This is a genomic window from Corynebacterium hindlerae, assembly GCF_014117265.1.
GTDB classification, from domain to species: Bacteria; Actinomycetota; Actinomycetes; order Mycobacteriales; family Mycobacteriaceae; genus Corynebacterium; species Corynebacterium hindlerae.
Genome location: NZ_CP059833.1, coordinates 1,726,380 through 1,744,922, shown reverse-complemented (window position 1 = coordinate 1,744,922; position 18,543 = coordinate 1,726,380). Strand labels below are relative to the sequence as shown.

Below are 18,543 nucleotides of genomic sequence, written 5' to 3'. Positions count from 1 at the left end.
CTAGAGGAACCTTGTTGTTAACCTGCTGTTAACTTTACTCATCAACTAGGTGGGAATCAAAGCAGAAAATGTCCCGAAGCCAAATAAAGCGTACAGATGGGACGATTTCGACTTAAAAAATCCCATCCGTACGCTAAATTTGCGCAGGTCCTGCTACTTCAGTAGCTCTTCCAATTTGTTGTCGAACATGGACAGCGCGGACGCGATGGCCATGTGCATGTCCAGGTACTGGTAGGTGCCGAGGCGACCACCGAAGAACACTCCTTCTTCGGCTTCGGCAAGCTCGCGATACTTCAGCAGCATCTCGCGGTCGGCTGGGGTGTTGATTGGGTAGTACGGCTCATCGTCCCCCTCAGCGAAGCGCGAGTACTCCTTCATAATGACGGTCTTATCCGTCGGGTACTTGTCGGCACGCTCTGGATGGAAGTGGCGGAACTCGTGTATACGGGTGAATGGTACGTCGGCGTCGTTGTAGTTCATCACCGGGGTGCCCTGGAAGTCGCCAACTTCGAGGACCTCGATGGAGAAGTCCAGGGTGCGCCAGCCGAGCTTGCCTTCGGAGTAGCCAAAGTAGCGGTCGAGCGGGCCGGTGTAGACGACCGGTGCATCAGGGGACTCGGCCCTAATAGAATCGCGTACTTCAAACCAGTCGGTGTTCAGGCGCACTTCGATCAGGTCAGACTCAGCCATCTTCTCCAGCCACGCTGCATAACCGTCAACAGGCAGGCCTTCGTAGGTGTCATTGAAGTAGCGGTTGTTGAAGGTGTAGCGCACTGGCAGGCGGGTGATGTTGCCGGCCGGCAGCTCCTTCGGGTCGGTCTGCCACTGCTTTGCGGTGTAGTCACGGACGAAGGCCTCGTAAAGCGGGCGACCGATGAGAGCGATGGCCTTTTCTTCCAGGTTGGTGGCCTCATCAACGGAGATTTCGGAGGCCTGCGAGGCGATCAGCTTCTTCGCTTCTTCCGGCGAGTAGTACTTGCCGAAGAACTGGTTGATGAGCCCGAGCCCCATTGGGAACTGGTAGGCGGTGCCCTTGTGCATAGCAAAGACGCGGTGCTGATAGTCCGTAAACGAGGTGAATTGGTTCACGTAGTTCCAGACCCGCTTGTTGGAGGTGTGGAACAGGTGCGCCCCGTACTTATGAATTTCAATCCCAGTTTCTGGCTCCGCCTCGGAATAGGCATTTCCGCCGAGATGCGCCCGCTTTTCGACGACCAGAACCTTCTTACCCAGCCGGCTCGCCGCCTGCTCAGCAACCGTTAATCCAAACAGGCCAGAGCCCACCACAATCAAGTCATAAGTCATGTCTACAGAGCGTAGTTGGCTATCGCTGTTCCGACAGGATCCCTGGCCGGAGCCAGGAGATTCTTTCTCCCCCACAAGAAAAAATTTGTCACTCGACTATCATCAATCACAATATTGCACTATTATGAACAGCTGATAACTATTGTCACAGCTGCACCAGTGTGCATTACCAGGGAGAACATAGTGCTGCAACGACGAACTCTTCGCACTTCGACCTCACGCCCGGCGTGGGCGATTTTGCTATCCACCGCCCTTGTCGCTTCAGCGGCACTGGGTGTGAAAGGCGATATCCGCCCCACCCAAACCGAGGGGATCGCCCCCGTAGCAGCATCCATGGAAACCGCCGCGTTCAGTGATGGCGAAACCGTAGTCGTCGATGATCCGGCCGTCACCGGCCAAGGCGAAACCGCCGGACCACGCGCGGTCAAAGAATTCACCCGCGACAAAGAGTTCTCCATGTTCGCACTCACCTGGCCGGGACAACAGGACGTTGTTGCCCACTTCCGTGGCCAGCGTGCCGACGGCACCTGGACCGAATGGTTCGACGCAGAGCCAGAACCTGAGTACGGCAATTCCGGGAAGAACGGCACCGAGCTCGTCTACATCGAGCCCACCAAGCGGGTGCAGGTATCTCTCGTCGGCGTCGATCTCGTGGGCGAGCAGCCTGCGGAAGCACCGGTAGAGAATGCGGACCTGGCCGTCGATAAGCCAGCAGGCCTGCCTGCCCTTCCCACCAACTACGGCGACATCAAGCCCGTCGCCGAGGTAACAAACGCCGGGCTGGAAGCCGTATTCATCGACGGTGGCACCAGCACGCCCGTCGCCGGAATCGACCTGATGGCCGACTCCGACGGCATGCCACGCATCATTTCCCGCTCAGGCTGGGGCGCCGACGAATCGATCCGCACGAACTGCCAGGCCAGCCCCGACTACTCTGACGAAGTCAACGCCATCACCATCCACCACACCGCCGGCTCCAACAACTACACCGAAGCCCAATCCGCCGGCATCGTCCGTGGCATTTACCAGTACCACGGCGCAAACCTTGGCTGGTGCGACGTCGGATACCACTCCCTGGTCGACAAGTACGGCAACATCTTCGAAGGCCGCTACGGCGGAATCAACAAGCCCATCATGGGCGCACACGCCGGCGGCTTCAACGAAAACACCTGGGCAATCTCCATGATGGGCGACTACTCCACCGTCACCCCCTCCGACGCACAAATCAAGTCCGTCGGTGAACTCGCAGGCTGGCGCGCCAAAGTCGCCGGCTTTGACCCCAAGGGCTCCGACACCCACTACTCCGAAGGCACCAGTTACTCCAAATACCCACAGGGCCAAGCAGTGACCCTGCCGAACATCTTCGCGCACCGCGATGTCGGCACCACCACCTGCCCAGGCGACGCCGGCTACGCCCAAATGGGGCGCATTCGCGACATCGCAGCCCAAAAATACGCCAGCATCGGCGGCTCCGCTAGCGCACCCAGCGCACCTGTGAACACCGCACCTATCGCACTGGACAACACCGCACCAGCTGCTCAAGGCGCTCAACCCGCCGCTCAGGGGGCCCAACCCGCAAACACCATCGGTAATCTCCTCGGCATGCTCGGCCAAGCAGCCGGTGGCGACCTGAACTCGATCCTCGGCGTCGCAGGCACCCTCGCCACGCTCGTATTCGGCTTCCTAGCAAAAAGCGGCAAACTCCCAGCCGGGATCACCGTCGACGGAGGCGTGCCAAAGATCGCTGGCCTGAAGATCTCCGACATCCCAGGCACCATCAACAACGCCCAAGCGCTCTCCTCTGACCCTGACATCGCGAAGGTGGCAGCACTTGCCAAGGGAGTGCTGGGTGCATCCAAGGGGCCAGTCCAGTACGCGGCCGACGTCGAAAACCCAGTTACCTTCGAGGCATTCGAAAACGGCGCTGTAGTCAAGTCACCTGCCACCGGCACCCACGCCGTTCACGGCGCAATCGGTGACGCGTGGATCCAGCAGGGCCTCGACGCAGGCCCACTCGGCCTGCCAACCAGCGACGAATACGCAGATGGCGGCCTCACCCGAATGGACTTCGAGCACGGCTACATCACCTACGATCCAGCCACCAACCAAACTCAGATCCACATGTAGCTGCTAGCTGCTGCGCCACACTGAGTAGTGTTACTCTGTGCGAAACCCGGGAAGCGTTTCCCGGGTTTCGGCGCTTTTTAGGGCTGCACTTGTGCTGTTTTCCTGTTTTTCCTCCGAGATCCGGGAAATGCTTCCCGGGTTTCCCGGCCCTGAGCCTACTGCGCCTTCTTCTTGTTCTTCCACCAAATGGAAATGAACATCCACGCAATCAGTGCCAGGGTTATCCGCATGACATATTTGTCGATGGTCTCCAGCGAAGACTGAATCCCTTCGCCGAACCGCAAGCCCAAATACAGGTAGAAACATTTCAGCATCGTCGCGAACACCACCACGTAGATGCCCACGAGCCAGCCTTTCACCTTGGCTATACCGCCAATCGCCACCACGATCGTCGCGGGAATCGGCGAAAACGGGATATAGGAAGCAAACAAGCTCACATCAATGCGCCGGTAAATGAATCCTTCCAGTTTCCGGAACCAGCGGGGCGGGTGACCTCCAAAGCTCATGGTGATGAACTCCGGGCCCCATTTCTTCCCCATCCAGTAGTACAAGGGCAGAAACTTCACCATAGAAAGTGCCGCCACCAGCACCACGAACCCTAGGAACACTGGTCGATCCGGATTTTGCGCAGCCAAAATAAGCACCGACAGACTCGAACCGGAGAGCCACGTGTACAAGAACGTGTGCTCTAGCAGGAGTACTGCCCGGAACGGGATCAGCGCAAACCCGAATATCGCCATGATCATGAGGGTTGCGAAGAGAATCCGGTCCACCTTGTCCGGGTGCTGCATGAAGCTGGGCAGTTCCTTGTCGGTTGAAGTCATGGTGGACAGTCTAACTGCCGTCACCCTATTTAAGCGCTGTGCGCTTTACGACGCCGTGTCAACACCGCCCCTATCAGAACTAGCATCACTCCCAGTAGTGCCGGAATCGCTACACCGCTGCCACCAGTTTTTGGCAAAGTACCAGTCTGGGGGTCTGCGACGGTGAGAATAATGTTCGGCCGTTGGGCATTTGGGTTTTCAAATGTGACAACTCCGCCACCATTGGCAACATCAGCTAGTTCCAGGTTTGCGTCCTTACCGCGCTTGATGGTGAACTCGATGGGTTGTGGCAGGAGACTGTGGTTTGCAGGCGCTTTCGTCTCTACTAGAACGTAGGTGCCAGGGGTAACTTTTGCTGTATTTGTCCCATCACCTGGTTTCAGCTCGATCGCAGGGGTTGTTGCGTCCTTCTTTCGCAGTTCAAAAGCCCAGCCGACCAAGTTGCCTGTATTAATTGGCCCTTTTGTTGCTGGATCGTAGGTCGCTTTCTGGATCGCGATGGTGCCTTCTTCTGGTTGCTTCACATTCCAAACCTCGCAGGTGACCTTCGCTGTTTTAGGGACGGTGACAACAAACTCCGGTTTATCTTTTGTGCTCGCTACAGTCGCATTTTGATTCTTACCGTCCAATGAACATTGGACAGAATTGAACTTAAAACCATCGTGCCCAGCAAGATCTTCCGTAACGCGAATCTTTTGTTCGTCCATCGAATTGATGATCCACGACACCTGACCTTGTGGGTGAGTAGATTTTCCTTGCCCGGTCTGCCCTGTAATTAAGGTCGAAGCATTCACGGCTTCAGGCTTGGCACCACTACCAGCATCCAACAGAATGGGTTGATCGCCAGAGGTTGCTGCGGTAAACGCCCATCCATTAACCTTCTCAGTTTTCACATTGTTTTCTTCGACGTGTTTGATTACAGTGAGGCGACTGCGGCAATAGTCATCCGAGGCGATATCCGAATACGTTTTTCCGATATAGTTCAGGTCGCCGTATGCCCCAGAAGAGTTACCAAACGCATCCTTGCCGTTCGCTCCTACCTCAATCTTCTTGGTATTTGGGTCACGGTCAATGCCGATGACACCAGCTACATTTTCGACGCATTCTTTAGGGGGAGCCAGATTGTTAATTGGTTCTGCGATGATCGAGAAGGTCGCGGTATAGCCAGCTATCAAGGAACCGTGATGCCCTTCAATGACGAAATTGTCATTTACTTTCTTTACGAAAGCCGACCAACGTCCAAAGCGGACACTTTTACCGTCAGAAACCTGCTCCCAGGAGTTACCCGACTCCAGGCGAACCACTTGATATCCCTTAGGGATGGTGTCAAACACGGTAAACCCAGTACTAGCATTTTTCTCGCTGGCATTTCGGACCTGGATTTCCCACTTGATCCTCGATTTTCCATCTCGATCTGTGATGTCAGCACGCGTCTTCTTGATCTGCAGGTCTACAACATTTTCCTCAAACCCCACGGAACTGGTGCCGTTTGAGTTGTAGGAAGCGGTTGCTACGGCATTGACCGAGATGAGCTGGAACGACGGGTTGCTTGATTCGGGGTCACTCACTTTGATGCGAAGAACGTTATCGTTCGCGCCGACACTGGCTGTAGCAAATCCAAGCAGGCCGTTGCCAACTGTCCAAGCTCTACCCCACTGATTAGGTTTCGAAATACCTTGACCAGAGGGCGTGCGAATATTAGTGATATCCCAACGCTGCACACTGCCATCAGTCAGGTTGATTCGCTCGATCCACACTCCATTTTGGGAGTTCCAGCCATTGCTAATCCCCCACATGTAGTTTCCAGCTTGGCGTTGTTTACAAGGCGAATTAGTTTGTGGCTGACATGACGGATTTTCTGGAACGAAAAGTGGCGTCCAGTCTTCTGACCATGCTCGGCCGGAGCGATCGCGCACGTCATTCCAGTCATTGTCTAACCGGATCCCGCTTGCGAGCCATTTTCTACCATTGTCTGTGGGCGTAGCGGTGACATCATTCAGGTTGACTTTGTACACTGCTCCAGTTCCAGACCTTGAAGCGTTGGCAACGTAGTAGTTTCCGTCTTTGTCGATGCCTCCGACATTGATTCCACCCCATAGGTCGTTAGGCCAATATGCCTGTTTTTTGCCTTGGAAAGCGTACTCCTTACTCGCCACGTTCGGGGTTACCCGCCCCAGGTTATAGACTTCACCAGTCTCGGGATCAATTTGAAGCAAATGCCCTGCAGGAAAGCATGGGTCTTCTGCCGTAATTACTGGCCGGAACCGATTCTGAGCATCCCCCTGCACGGTCTGCCCAGCTAACCGACCCCAGTCTTCACCTAACCGTCCTTGACTGATTGCATATAACCAGTTGTCTTGCGGATTAAAGGCCAATGAGTTGATAATCCATCCGGTTTCCTGGTTCGGCCCTCCAAGGCGCACAAAGCTACCGGTGCCGGTATCCTGCCGCGCAACGTATGACTTCCAACGCACCTGGCCATTTGCTTTTGATTCAGAGACGTACACATTGGTGCCGTTATCACGCTCGATTTGGGACAGCTCCCGCTTCGGTTTGCGCGGTACTACCAAGGAACCGTCCGTGACGGTTCCTTGGTAGGGCACGTGTCGCAGCACATATTCATTATCGTTGCCGTTCGGCCGGAAAAAGACCCGGTAAGGATCACTTCCTCCAGACTCAGAAACCCCTTTCAGGGTATCCCATGGCGAAGCTACGAGGTTACCGTTGCCATCGCCATCGACAGTTCTCAACCGACCGATTTCCGAGTTCCCAAGGTTACGGGCTGGGAAGGTGTACCGTGGGCGCGCTTCACAAAAACCACCGTCTTGGGTATCGCCAGTGACAGCAATTTCAAGGTTATCTCTGTCTGGAGCACCAGCAGAACAGTAGGAAAAAGCATTTGTCAGCTTGACATATTCCCCTTTTTCCATGGTGATCCCGCCAGGAATGATAATTTCTAGAGTTTTATCATCAATAGATCTAACCACCATTTCTTTGTGGCGAATATCATTCCATAGCGGCTTGTATTCATTTCGATACATACGCTCAAATTCAGCGACCTTAATATTAGGAGTATCGCTATTGAACTGCGTAGTAGGAGGAATGTACAGGTTAAGCGCCGTCGTTCGCTTGACTGTAATGCGAGTAGCTTTTACATTGGCTGGTGCGTAAAAGTAGATATTGCCAACATAGGAATTTGCGCATTTTCCGTTGTTAAATTTGTCTTTTGAGGGAACTTGGACCTGATGCGCTTTTGTCGTGGTGGTTTGCGCTGTGACACTAGTCGGGTCACTAACTTCCACCGCATGTGACATGTCGTCCCGAAGGGAAAAGACTTCTGCCCCGTCTTTCACCAGGCGCCATTCCGAACCCGCATCCGCCTCAATGGTTGCATACTGAATCTCTAGATGGTCTCCCACTGTCCAACTTGCCTCAGGAAGCTTAACGGCAATACGGGCACCTCGCGATTCCCCTTCAGGCATCGAAGCTGCATCTTCCTCTGGCAAAGGGTGCCCATTAAGCAGCACAGACCCGTGCCCAAGAAATTCAACGCCATCTTTATCGCGTTCAATGCTCACAATGCCATCTACGAGCAGCGCCGGGTCCAGCGTAAGCACTACTTTGTTTTTGGCAGCCTCGCCGTCTGCAACTTTACTTTCTGTTTCCGCCCGGTATGTGTGGACCAGGGGCGCAACGGTGGGGGTGGCGGTTTCCGGTGGTGTGAGGATCGGTTGCTCTAGCGCTGGCAGAGTTGGCTCCGCGGTTGCGTTCGGTGTCGTTTCCTCCTCCGGGGCGGTTTGCGGTGAAGGCGTCGACATTGGAGTCGTTTCCTGCGCGTATGCGATATTCATCGTACCGCTCGTCATGAGCGCCAGGCCGCACATGAGGGCCAACATTTTTTGAAAAACACGCGAGGCCTGCTGCGAACTCTTCATTTGATTTCCTCTATAGGTAGCCACTACCCAACGGCGAGGGCAGATTAGAAGCATATGGAACTATACTAATACACATACGAGAGTTTTCCTAAAATATTCTCAGTTTCCATACATGCGTCCCCTAAATAGCATATATTTCGCATATTTTATTTCTGTGAGCAAAACTTGTTTTGCCTCAGAACCACCGTTGCAGCACGGTGGCGATTCCGCCGTCGTTGTTACTTTCGGTGATCTCATCTGCGACTGCGCGCAGCTCCGGTACTGCATTGGCCATGGCCACGCCGTGCCCTGCCCACTGGAGCATTTCGATGTCGTTGGGCATGTCGCCAAAAGCAATGACATCGGCTGGGCTCGCTCCAATTCGGGAGGCTAGGTATTGCACTCCCCGCGCCTTCGTAATTCCTGGGGCGGCCACTTCCAGTAACCCGTCCGGGATGGAGAAGGTGACGTGGGCAAGGTGGGAGGGAATGTGTGGCGCCACCAGGTCGAAGATCTCCGCTGAGCTGAGCGTTTCGTTTCGGATGAGGAGTTTGATCGCTGGCTGTGACAACAAAGTGTCTAGGTCCACCATGCCATTGTCTTCGGAGAACCAGGCGGGCACGTAGGTTGGCGACACGAGAAATAGTTCGTTTTCTGGTGCCCAGGCGGAGGTCCCGGCTCGCTCGACAGCAAAACCTGCGCCGCCGTACGGTGCGAGCACTGCTTCGACCGTGGTGGCAATGGCTCGCAAGGCCTCGGGGGCGAGGTTGCATACGTCAAGCATGGTGTCGGTGGCAGCGTCGTAGACGATGGCGCCGTTCGCGCACACGCACACGGGCGTGAGGGCTAGCTGTTCCAGGATTGGGTGTATCCACCGTGGTGGTCGGCCGGTGGCGAGGGCGAATACGGCCCCGCCGGTTACTGCGCGTCGGATTGCGCTGCGCACGGTGTCGGGGATGCGCTCATGGTCGTCGATAAGCGTGCCATCAACGTCGCTGGCGATGAGCAACGGCGGCTCAGTGACCACGTCGCTCCTCAATCGCGGCGGCGATGCGGGCCTTCATCCGGCCGAACCAGCCGCGCGAGCGCAACACGTCCATTGCCTTGCGGTCGGCCCGCAGGTCCAGGCGGCGCAGCTTTTTCTCCCGCTTACGCTCTCGCGCAACTTGACGACGCTCCTGTTCCTCCAACGCTAGAAGCGCAGCGCGTTTCGGGGAGGGTGCATTCCCGCCCATCGATTCCGGCATCCACGGCTGCCCTGGCGAAATAGGACCAAACTTTGCTGAATAGTCTTTCCGAAGCTGGGCCAGCAGCTCAGTCAGCTGTGTTTTCAACGCAGCGGTGTCTACATCCGCATCGCCAGTGAGTTGCAGGGGTTCACCCACCCGGATCCACACCGGCACCTTCGGACGCACGAGGTTCTTCGGCAGATCCTTCGTCCAAATCCGCTGAGAGCCCCAGATCACCACCGGGATCAGTGGCACGTCGGCGTTATACGCGATTCGGGCGGCGCCGCTTTTCAATTCCTTGATCTCAAAGCTGCGAGAAATGGTGGCTTCCGGGAAAATGCCAACGAGGTTGCCTGCTGTGAGGGAGGCTACGGCGTCGTCAAGCGACTGCGCGCCTGCCGCACGGTCCACACTGATGTGGTGCATCTTCCGCATCGCACTACCGACCAGCGGAATATCAAAAATCTCGCGCTTGGCCATGAAGCGAACGAGACGCTTCGCGTTCGCCCATGCAGGGACACCTCCAAGAATGAAGTCGAAGTAGCCCGTGTGATTGAAGGCAAGCAGCGCGCCACCCGAAGCAGGAACACGTTCAGCGCCTTCGACATACACCTTGATGCCCTGGGCACGCAGCATGAGCCGCACCACGCGGACAATACTGCCGTAAAACGGCTCCTTTTTCTCCGGGTGCGCAGTAGCTGGCTCGAACCCCTTCGGCAGGAAGGCCACACCGCAACGACGAAACTCGAAGGTGGACATGCTACCCCTACTTAATCGGCTCAAGAACTTCCTTACCAACGTATGGACGCAGCGCCTCCGGCACGACCACAGAGCCATCCGCCTGCTGGTTATTTTCCAGAATCGCTACCAGCCAACGCGTAGTGGCCAGCGTACCGTTCAGCGTAGCGGCAATCTGTGCTTTACCCTGCTCATCGCGATAACGGACCTGCAGGCGACGTGCCTGGAACGTGGTGCAGTTAGAAGTTGAAGTGAGCTCTCGGTACGTGTTTTGGGTTGGAATCCACGCCTCGGTATCAAACTTGCGTGCTGCGGAAGAACCAAGGTCGCCGCCAGCAACATCGATGATGCGGTACGGAACCTCCACCGCTGCGAGCATCTCGCGCTCCATGCTTAGCAGTCGCTGGTGCTCAGCCTCAGCTTCCTCAGGCTTGCAGTAGGAGAACATCTCCAGCTTGTCGAACTGGTGGACACGCAAAATACCGCGCGTGTCCTTGCCGTGCGAACCAGCCTCACGGCGGAAGCAGCTCGACCAGCCCGCATACCGCTTCGGGCCCTGCGACAAATCAATGATCTCGCCCTGGTGGTAGCCAGCCAGCGCAACCTCAGAGGTGCCGACGAGGAACATATCGTCCTTCTCCAGGTAGTACACCTCATCCGCATGCTGGCCCAAGAAACCAGTGCCCTGCATAACCTCAGGACGAACCAACACCGGTGGGATCATCAACTGGAAACCGTTAGCAATCGCCTTCTGCGCAGCCAAATTCAACATGCCCAACTGCAGCATCGCACCATAACCAGTGAGGAAGTAGAAACGGGCGCCCGAAATCTTCGCGCCGCGTTCCATATCAATAAGCCCCAAAGACTCACCCAGCTCCAAGTGATCCTTCGGCTCAAAGTCAAACTTCGTAGGCTCGCCAATATGCTCCAGGACAACAAAGTCATCCTCGCCACCAGCGGGAGCGCCAACCACAATGTTGTCGATCCGCATCTGCAGATCAAAGACCTTTTGCTCAGCCTCAGCCTGCGCCTTCTCCGCGTCCTTGACCTTTTCCTTCAGCTCATTGGAACCCTCCAACAAAGCAGGGCGATCTTCCGGAGAGGCCTGGCCAATCTTCTTACCAAAAGCCTTCTGCTCGCCACGCAAAGTATCCGCGGCAAGGATCGCTTCACGGCGTGCTTCATCAGCGGCAAGCAGCTCATCTACCAGCGCTGGATCCTCCCCACGAGTGACCTGGGACGCACGCACAACATCAGGGTTTTCACGGAGAAATTTGAGATCAATCACGTAGTCAACCCTAGCGCATTTCAGCATCCCTCGGCAGCCTCGCCAGGCCATTATCAGATTGGGCTACGGGGGCTTGTTGGCTGGCTAGATTGCTGCGGGTTTCCCACGCCCCCGACATTACGGCCCCGAGATTGGGTGGCCGAAGCTAAGGCCCCGACATTACGGCCCCGAGATTGGGTCGCCGAAGCTAAGGCCCCGACATTACGGCCCCGAGAATGCCCCAAAAATGGGTCCGCCACCCCGAACTTCGGGAGGGTAATGTCGGGGAGAAGAGCAACGAGCCTCATTCATAGGCACGTTGCGGGATTGTTGGGGCCAGTGGGATAACTGGGGTGTTACGACTTGACTGGTGGCGCTACTAGAACCAAGGCCCCGACATTACGACCCCGAGAATGCCCCCAAAGACCCCGAACTTCGGGAGGGTAATGTCGGGGCCGTGATGTCGGGGAGAACCAAGAACCCCACCACCAAAAGTGACCAGTAACTCACCAGTCAACCCGGTGGTCATAACCAGTAGGGCGTATTGTTAATAGTATGACTGCTCTGAATAGTGCAGCGGATTTACCTGCCACCGCCCTGGATGACCCTTCGAAGCCTAAGCATGCCCAGCTGCGTGAAATATTGGAGCAGCTGTGCACCACGCAGCTCGCGCCTGGCGACATGTTGCCTGGCGAGCGGGTATTGGAGGAGACGTATGGGGTGTCTCGCATTACAGTGCGGCGGGCGATTGGTGATTTGGTGGCATCAGGGGTGTTAAAGCGGGCTCGTGGCAAAGGTACGTTTGTGGCTCCGAGCCCGTTGGTGTCGCGATTGCATTTGGCATCGTTTTCGCAGGAGATGGCAGCGCAGCAGCTGCAGTCCTCGAGCAAGATTTTACTTTCCGCTCGGGCCGCGGCCCCTGCTGAGGTGGCAGAGTTTTTCGGCTCGACTGCGACGCATACTCATTTGCGCCGTCTGCGGTTAGGCAACGGCATCCCCTACGCGATTGACGATGCGTGGTATAACTCAAAGCACGTCCCTGACCTGTTGGAAAACGATGTTTACAATTCGGTGTACGCGATTTTGGCCAGTGAGTATAACGTGCCCGTCACTGATGCTATTCAGACGGCGACAGCGGTCAATGCCACCGAGGAGGTTGCTGAGCTTCTCGACGTCGATCCCGGCACCGCACTGTTGAAAATTGTGCGCCAGTCGCAGTCGAACGGCCTGGCAGTGGAGTGGTGCAGTTCGCTTTATCGGACTGATCGCTACACTTTGAAGACTCATGTCACTCGCGCCCAGATGTGATTTTGGGCTATCGGTTAGGCACAATTGGATCTGATGACTACTCAGAATTCTTGGCGTAGCTCCGTGGCAGTGCGTGCTGCGTTGATTATGGCGCTGGCCACGGCATGCGGCATAGGTGGCTACTCTGCGCAATCTGCAGGCTTACCGACGCCAAAACCTGGCTCCAATTCCAGTGGTGGCGTCGTTAAGCCTGCGCGCGAGGCGGCACCTTTCACCACCGCAGATACCGGCAGCTGCCTGACGTGGGATGTCAATCCGGACGGTAGTTTTGCGAACTTTGGCCAGACAGATTGCTCGTCGGAACATCGCTACGAAGTGGCATCGCGTGAGAACCTGGCTGCGTACCCGTCGTCGGAGTTCGGCCCGAAGGCCCCCGCCCCGGACGTTACTCGACAGGCGCAACTGCGCGAAGAGCTATGCAAGGGCCCCACTATCGAATACCTCAAAGGCCAGTTCGATCCGCTGGGTCGCTACTCTATCGCCCCGATTCTCCCGCCTCCCGAAGCGTGGGCAGCTGGTGACCGCACCATGCTGTGCGGCCTCCAAGTTGCTGGCGAGAACGGAATCCCGATGCTCACCGCCGGCAGTGCGACAGAGCAAGACCAGTCACGCACCCACCCGGAAGGCACCTGCGTCCTGGTAGACCCGGCTCGCTCCACCCAAACCGTCGACTGCGGGCAGGACCACTCCTTCGAGGTAACCAAGGAAATCAACCTCAAGGAGCACTTCCCCGACACCGTGCCAACAGTGGAAGAGCAAGACGAGTTCCTCCACGAACAATGCCTGACCGCAGCGCACGAATACCTCGGTGGCGACGACGCCCTCTACAACTCCACGCTGCAACTGTTCTGGACCTCGATCAACACCAACTCCTGGATCGGAGGCTCCCACACAGTCAACTGCGCACTGTTCAAGCCCAACGACGCCGGCAACTTCTCGGTCCTCCAGGGCTCAGCCAAGGACGCCTTCACCATCGACGGCGCCCCACCTCCGCCACAGCCAACCCGGAACCCACTCCGCGAACCATGATCGAAGTCTCCGAGGAACGCTTCGAGGAGCTCGTGGACCAAGGACTAGACCGAGTCCCCCGCGAGCTCCTCAGCCGACTCGAAAACACGGTCATCCTCATCGAGGACTACCACCCCGACGGCCCCCACATCCTCGGACTCTACGAAGGTGTCGCACTCCCCGAACGCACCAGCGACTACTCCGCGCACCTCCCCGACGCCATCTGGATCTACCGCGGCGCCCTCCAGGACTACTGCACCACCGAAGACGAACTCATCGAACAAGTCACCATCACAGTCGTCCACGAAATCGGCCACTACTTCGGCCTCGATGACGACGAACTCCACGCCCTCGGTTGGGGATAGCACGGCTGAATTTCAGATTTTAGCATTAGAAAGTTATTGCCAATAAGAATTTTTCGAGTTACCATCAAAGCGATGCCCGTTAATAGAAAGGAATTCCAATGAGCATCGCCAAAAAAAACTTTAGCGCTAGTAACCGTAGTCAGCGCTCTTCAAGGCCCACTCGCCCACAGCACAGAACTTGATGCAGACCATCGCTTAAATGCAGGAGAGACAGTCCTCGGAGGAACAGTTCAGTCCACAGACCCTTCTCGCTACGACTATGTTTCCCCAAACAGCGAGGCGGACCAGCAACTTCGGAGCGCTGCGGGATACGCATTTGTTCCGGGCTTTATGGCAGATGTTTTCGGCGCACAGGTTAACATTCCTAGCGGACAAATCTTCCATCGAATCAATGGATCCGGAACTCATATTGATTTCGAAACAGCCACCTACACGACTGCTGCCAACATTTGCAATTACCGGATCGACTATCAAACCGTGACATCAACGGCCATATCGTAGCTACTCATTCCAACGGTAATCACTTGGGATGCGCATGGGGTATGGTCGGCGACCAAGGAATTCACAATCTGAACATACAACCAGGAATGATGTGTGCTCGCTTGTTTGTTAGTGGCGCATTTCGTGGAGAGCAATGCCATCACATAACACCCTAAGAACGATTGGATACCTTGCCCTTTGTGGGAGCTTTGCATCCATGCTGGGAGTGCTTAACGGCAGCTACAACCTCTATCGCAAAACTCATTTGGGTAGCCCTCTTGCAGCAACTGCTGTCGCAAGCTTCGCAGATAGACTCTTGCTGTACGGAGCACTCGCCACTGTGTGCCTCGTTCTCGCCGCAGTAGCCTTTTGGCTCACTCAGTATGCCCGTGAACGTTAGGTCTAGGCGAAGATGACAAAATAAAAGGCATTCCCCAGATAGCATAGCTCTTCCCGGCATAAGACCGAGAGGAGCTATTTGCTGTTTCACTGACTGCCTGAGGGTACCTCGGCGACGGTCAAACAGAACCACAAATTCGCCCACCCTAAAGCTGCACCGCTGTGTCCGCCCAGCGCTCGACTTTCCATTGGCCGAATTCCTTGCCGTCCGGGTTGAGTATGACGAATCGGCAGTTGGGCAGGTAGGCGCCGAAGGCGAAGTCGGGGTCGACGCCGCAGGCGTGGGTGGAGACGACGCGGATGGCGGCGCCGTGGGAGACGATGATGGCGTCGTCATCTTCGCCGAGAGAATTGGCGATGTCTTCGATTACTGGCTGGTAACGTTCCAGCACGTTGCGGTAGTTTTCACCTTCGGGCAAGCGTGCGTCGGCGTCGCCGCCGAGCCATCCTCGGAAGGCGTCGGTGTAGAGGGCGGCGGCTTCTTCGCCTTGGGCGCCTTGGAGGTTACCGGCGGAGATTTCGTGGATGCCCATGCGGACGTCGATGGGTAGCGAATCGGCTGGTAGGCCGGCAGTTGCTTCGATGGAGGCTGCGACGCGGACTGCGGTTTGTTGGGCACGGATCGCGATGGAGGAGGCTAGGAGCCGAAGGCGACCGAAGTTTCCGTGGCCGACGCCGCAAAGTTCAGCGAGTTCAAGGCCAACGGTGGTTGCTTGTTCCCGGCCGAGGTCGGTCAGCTCGGCTCCAGGTGGGCGGGTGTCGAGGACACGGTTGAGATTGGAGTGGGTTTGGCCGTGGCGCAGCAGGATGATGCGTCCCATTAGTAGTCTCCTGTTTTTAGTCGGGTGACGTAGGCGTCGGCGTCAGCGATGCGCTGGAGCATGTCAGTGCCAGTATCCCCTGTGTTGTCGGTGGCTGCAGGCCAGGAGCCGAGATAGTGCATGTGCTCGGCGTGGAGGTAGAGGGCGCGGAGGGCTTCGGCTACGGGAATGTCGTCGATATGCCCGGCGATGTCTGCGTAGAAGCGGTAGGTGCCAAGTCCTTCTCGGGTGGGGCGGGATTCGATGCGGGTGAGATCGACGCCGCGCACGGCGAATTCGTTGAGCGCGCGCACCAGCGAGCCGGGCACGTTGGGGAGGGTGAAGGCGACTGAGGTGCGGTCGTTGCCGGTTCGGGCGGTAGGGCGCCCCCGCTTACCGACGAGCACAAACCTGGTTCGCGCTCCCTTAACATCAGCCACATTCTCCGCGACCGTGTCCAGCCCATAAATTTCCGCGGCTCGGGCTGGTGCTGCGGCATAGTCGGCTTCGCCGTCGGCTACCATCCGGGCAGCGTCGGCGTTGGAGCTGGCAGGGACGAATTTCACCCCAGGAAGATTCTGCGCCACCCAACCCTTGACTTGCTGCCAGGCGACGGGGTGCGTAGCCAAGGTACTCGTGCCGGAGGTGGCTGAGCGCATAATGGCGAAGGCGACCTCGATGTCGGTTTCTGCGTAGATTTGGGTGGTATCAATGCTGGCCAGGGCATCGAAGGTGGGGGTGACGGGGCCGTCCACCGAGTTTTCGATCGCCACCACAGCAAAGTCTGTGGGGGCCGCAATCGCTTCCGCGGGGCTGTCTACGGGCACCAGTTCCGCGTCTGGCATGAGGCGCAGCGCAGCCATTTCAGTGAACGTGCCCTGCGGGCCGAGGTAGGCAACGGAAGTAGTCATGTCTTTCTACCCTAGTCTGGATATATGTTTGAGGAGTTCCTTTCCCGTGTTGCAGGGCTCACCCCGGCGCAGTCGGGTTTTGTCCACGTGGCTACCACGCCTCCGCCGCTTACCGACGGCCCCCTCTCCGGAATCCTCCTCCCCATCAAAGATCTCATGCCGGTGTCCGGCATGCCCACCACCTACGGATCCGTGACGCGGCGCGTGCTCGAACCGTCAGATCCGTTTGTGGTGGCGCTGCAGCAACGGGGCGCACGGATCGTAGGGAAAACCGCTACGAGCGAGCTGGGCATGACGGCGTACACCGAGCCAGTGGGCATGCCTGCGGTGGACAACCCGTTGTTTCCTGGGTGCACTCCTGGTGGTTCCTCCGGTGGTGCTGCTGTGGCGGTGGCTCGTGGCCTGGTGCGAGTGGCCCACGCATCCGATGGTGGCGGTTCCATTCGCGTTCCCGCAGCAGCCTGTGGTGTGGTCGGATACAAACCGCCCCACAACAATGCTGGTGGCAAGCTCACGGCACAAGGATTCATCACTGGTTCGGTGCGAGATCAGGCCATGATGCACGGCGTGCCGCTGGCCACGCGACGGCTGCGGGTCGGAGTGCTTGTGGAGCCCCTGCACGGAGATGGATCCGTAGCCCCTGAATGGCGCGCTGCCTGCGACAAAGCAGCAGACGCACTCTCTGACCTAGGACACGACGTTGTCCCACTCGACCCCGCCTACGATGCTTCTTACTTTGAGGCGTTCGGCACAATGCTTTCCGGGATGTGCCGGAAGATCGAGGGAGAAGCGAGCCCCATCGTGGAGTTTCTGCGGGACCGGGGCCGACGGTTGACGGATGGTGAGCGGGCAGTGGCCGTCGATAAGTGCTTGGCGTTGGGGGCGGTGGTGCGCGCAGCCTGGGACGTTGACGTGCTACTCACCCCGACTCTGGCGTTTGACCCGCCACCGATCGGGCACTTCTCCGCGCTAGCGCCCGCCGAGGACTTCGCCGAGCAAACCCGGTGGACACCATGGTGCACCCTGTTTAACATCACCGGGTGGGCAGGCATCTCGATCCCGTTCGCTGATCGCTCCATTCATCTGGGAGCCATTCGGGCCGAGGTTCCTGCATTGCTCGCGCTCGCGGAGGAATTGCATGGTTCATAAGCGGATTCAGTGGGAAATCTTCCTAATGCTCAGCATCACCTTCGGTATGAGCGGAGTACGGTCCCTGCTGCGCCTGATCGATTCCCTCTTCAACGGACCTCTGAACGAGCAAAGCGTCACCTTAAACAAACCCATGGCTAGCTCATTGTGGCTCGATTACTCACTGCAGTTATGCTCGGCGTTTGTGCTGGTGGCCTGGGGACTGCTGGCATTGTTTTTCCTCGCTGGCGATGGGATCCGGTTGCCTTCTTTCCGACGCCACGACCTACTTTCCGGCGCCGGGCTCGCGGCCCTCATTGGGCTGCCCGGCCTAGCGTTTTACTTCGGGGCGCTGCACTTCGGGCTGACCAAAGAAGTGATCCCCTCCGGGTTCGAGTCCTGGTGGGCGGTGCCGGTGCTGCTGTTGTGGTCCTTCGCCAACGCTTTTGGCGAGGAAGTAGTGGTGGTCGGCTGGTTAGTCACCCGGATGCGTGGGCTAGGCCTACCAACATGGCTGATCCTCGCGTGCACAGCAGCGTTGCGTGGCAGCTACCACCTGTATCAAGGACTCTCCGCGGGTTTCGGCAACATCATCATGGGCCTCGTCTACGGGTGGTTCTTCCTCAAGTTCGGTCGGGTGTGGCCGCTTATCATTGGGCATTTTCTTATCGACGCCGTTGCATTTGTCGGTTACCAGGCCTTTTTCTAGTTATTTTTCCCGCAAACATTTTTCAAATGTG

The 18,543-nt window shown here is 57.2% G+C and carries 14 protein-coding genes; 6 read left to right on the top strand and 8 right to left on the bottom strand.

Going from position 1 to position 18,543, the window contains the following annotated elements; translation table 11 throughout:
• Window positions 1-153: 153 nt before the first annotated feature.
• Window positions 154-1,305, bottom strand: coding sequence for a UDP-galactopyranose mutase (glf, locus tag HW450_RS08595; RefSeq protein ID WP_182385234.1), 1,152 nt, complete (start codon window positions 1,303-1,305; stop codon window positions 154-156).
• 183 nt (window positions 1,306-1,488) lie between these two features.
• On the opposite strand from glf, the gene HW450_RS08590 reads away from it, so the two are divergent.
• The gene (locus HW450_RS08590) at window positions 1,489-3,432 is read left to right on the top strand and encodes an N-acetylmuramoyl-L-alanine amidase (protein ID WP_182385233.1); all 1,944 of its coding nucleotides are present in this window, start codon (window positions 1,489-1,491) and stop codon (window positions 3,430-3,432) included.
• Window positions 3,433-3,587: 155 nt separating this feature from the next.
• On the opposite strand, the gene HW450_RS08585 is transcribed toward HW450_RS08590, so the two are convergent.
• From HW450_RS08585 to serS, 5 genes are all read right to left on the bottom strand, one after another.
• Complete coding sequence (locus HW450_RS08585) at window positions 3,588-4,256, bottom strand: hypothetical protein (RefSeq protein WP_182385232.1); 669 nt, start codon at window positions 4,254-4,256, stop codon at window positions 3,588-3,590.
• Between the two features lie 29 nt (window positions 4,257-4,285).
• The gene (locus HW450_RS08580; protein ID WP_182385231.1) at window positions 4,286-8,191 is read right to left on the bottom strand and encodes a DUF6923 family protein; all 3,906 of its coding nucleotides are present in this window, start codon (window positions 8,189-8,191) and stop codon (window positions 4,286-4,288) included.
• A gap of 175 nt (window positions 8,192-8,366) precedes the next feature.
• Window positions 8,367-9,197, bottom strand: coding sequence for an HAD family hydrolase (locus HW450_RS08575; protein ID WP_182385230.1), 831 nt, complete (start codon window positions 9,195-9,197; stop codon window positions 8,367-8,369).
• Complete coding sequence (locus HW450_RS08570; protein ID WP_182385229.1) at window positions 9,187-10,158, bottom strand: lysophospholipid acyltransferase family protein; 972 nt, start codon at window positions 10,156-10,158, stop codon at window positions 9,187-9,189. Before HW450_RS08570 ends, HW450_RS08575 begins: the two co-directional genes overlap by 11 nt.
• Window positions 10,159-10,165: 7 nt before the next feature.
• Window positions 10,166-11,425 carry a serine--tRNA ligase gene (gene serS, locus HW450_RS08565; protein WP_182385228.1) on the bottom strand — a complete coding sequence of 420 codons (1,260 nt, stop codon included), beginning with the start codon at window positions 11,423-11,425 and terminating at the stop codon, window positions 10,166-10,168.
• Between the two features lie 534 nt (window positions 11,426-11,959).
• Between serS and HW450_RS08560 the strand changes: the two genes are divergently transcribed.
• Genes HW450_RS08560 through HW450_RS08550 form a run of 3 tightly spaced genes read left to right on the top strand, consistent with a single transcriptional unit; the run spans window position 11,960 to window position 14,085 of the window.
• The gene (locus HW450_RS08560) at window positions 11,960-12,712 is read left to right on the top strand and encodes a GntR family transcriptional regulator (protein WP_182385227.1); all 753 of its coding nucleotides are present in this window, start codon (window positions 11,960-11,962) and stop codon (window positions 12,710-12,712) included.
• A gap of 33 nt (window positions 12,713-12,745) precedes the next feature.
• Window positions 12,746-13,741 carry a septum formation family protein gene (locus HW450_RS08555; protein WP_182385226.1) on the top strand — a complete coding sequence of 332 codons (996 nt, stop codon included), beginning with the start codon at window positions 12,746-12,748 and terminating at the stop codon, window positions 13,739-13,741.
• Complete coding sequence (locus tag HW450_RS08550; protein WP_182385225.1) at window positions 13,738-14,085, top strand: metallopeptidase family protein; 348 nt, start codon at window positions 13,738-13,740, stop codon at window positions 14,083-14,085. Before HW450_RS08555 ends, HW450_RS08550 begins: the two co-directional genes overlap by 4 nt.
• A 1,025-nt stretch (window positions 14,086-15,110) precedes the next feature.
• Here HW450_RS08550 and HW450_RS08545 read toward each other — a convergent pair.
• Window positions 15,111-15,785, bottom strand: coding sequence for a histidine phosphatase family protein (locus HW450_RS08545; protein ID WP_182385224.1), 675 nt, complete (start codon window positions 15,783-15,785; stop codon window positions 15,111-15,113).
• Window positions 15,785-16,675 carry a prephenate dehydratase gene (gene pheA / locus HW450_RS08540; protein WP_182385223.1) on the bottom strand — a complete coding sequence of 297 codons (891 nt, stop codon included), beginning with the start codon at window positions 16,673-16,675 and terminating at the stop codon, window positions 15,785-15,787. The genes HW450_RS08545 and pheA overlap by 1 nt, the downstream gene beginning before the upstream one ends.
• 24 nt (window positions 16,676-16,699) lie before the next feature.
• Here pheA and HW450_RS08535 point away from each other — a divergent pair, with 24 nt between their 5' ends.
• Both HW450_RS08535 and HW450_RS08530 read left to right on the top strand, forming a co-directional pair.
• Window positions 16,700-17,824: an amidase gene (locus HW450_RS08535; RefSeq protein ID WP_182385222.1), complete on the top strand. Its 1,125-nt coding sequence runs from the start codon at window positions 16,700-16,702 to the stop codon at window positions 17,822-17,824.
• Window positions 17,814-18,512 (top strand): CPBP family intramembrane glutamic endopeptidase, encoded by a 699-nt coding sequence (locus HW450_RS08530; protein ID WP_182385221.1) that lies wholly within the window; start codon window positions 17,814-17,816, stop codon window positions 18,510-18,512. The genes HW450_RS08535 and HW450_RS08530 overlap by 11 nt, the downstream gene beginning before the upstream one ends.
• The last annotated feature ends 31 nt before the right edge of the window (window positions 18,513-18,543 follow it).

What these genes read in the sequence shown, in the direction of transcription:
- glf (WP_182385234.1), bottom strand. Translation starts at nt 1,305, where the DNA reads ATGACTTATGACTTGATTGTGGTGGGCTCTGGCCTGTTTGGATTAACG.
- HW450_RS08535 (WP_182385222.1), top strand. Translation starts at nt 16,700, where the DNA reads ATGTTTGAGGAGTTCCTTTCCCGTGTTGCAGGGCTCACCCCGGCGCAG.
- HW450_RS08530 (WP_182385221.1), top strand. Translation starts at nt 17,814, where the DNA reads ATGGTTCATAAGCGGATTCAGTGGGAAATCTTCCTAATGCTCAGCATC.
- HW450_RS08580 (WP_182385231.1), bottom strand. Translation starts at nt 8,191, where the DNA reads ATGAAGAGTTCGCAGCAGGCCTCGCGTGTTTTTCAAAAAATGTTGGCC.
- HW450_RS08585 (WP_182385232.1), bottom strand. Translation starts at nt 4,256, where the DNA reads ATGACTTCAACCGACAAGGAACTGCCCAGCTTCATGCAGCACCCGGAC.
- HW450_RS08560 (WP_182385227.1), top strand. Translation starts at nt 11,960, where the DNA reads ATGACTGCTCTGAATAGTGCAGCGGATTTACCTGCCACCGCCCTGGAT.
- HW450_RS08555 (WP_182385226.1), top strand. Translation starts at nt 12,746, where the DNA reads ATGACTACTCAGAATTCTTGGCGTAGCTCCGTGGCAGTGCGTGCTGCG.
- HW450_RS08550 (WP_182385225.1), top strand. Translation starts at nt 13,738, where the DNA reads ATGATCGAAGTCTCCGAGGAACGCTTCGAGGAGCTCGTGGACCAAGGA.
- pheA (WP_182385223.1), bottom strand. Translation starts at nt 16,675, where the DNA reads ATGACTACTTCCGTTGCCTACCTCGGCCCGCAGGGCACGTTCACTGAA.
- HW450_RS08545 (WP_182385224.1), bottom strand. Translation starts at nt 15,785, where the DNA reads ATGGGACGCATCATCCTGCTGCGCCACGGCCAAACCCACTCCAATCTC.
- HW450_RS08570 (WP_182385229.1), bottom strand. Translation starts at nt 10,158, where the DNA reads ATGTCCACCTTCGAGTTTCGTCGTTGCGGTGTGGCCTTCCTGCCGAAG.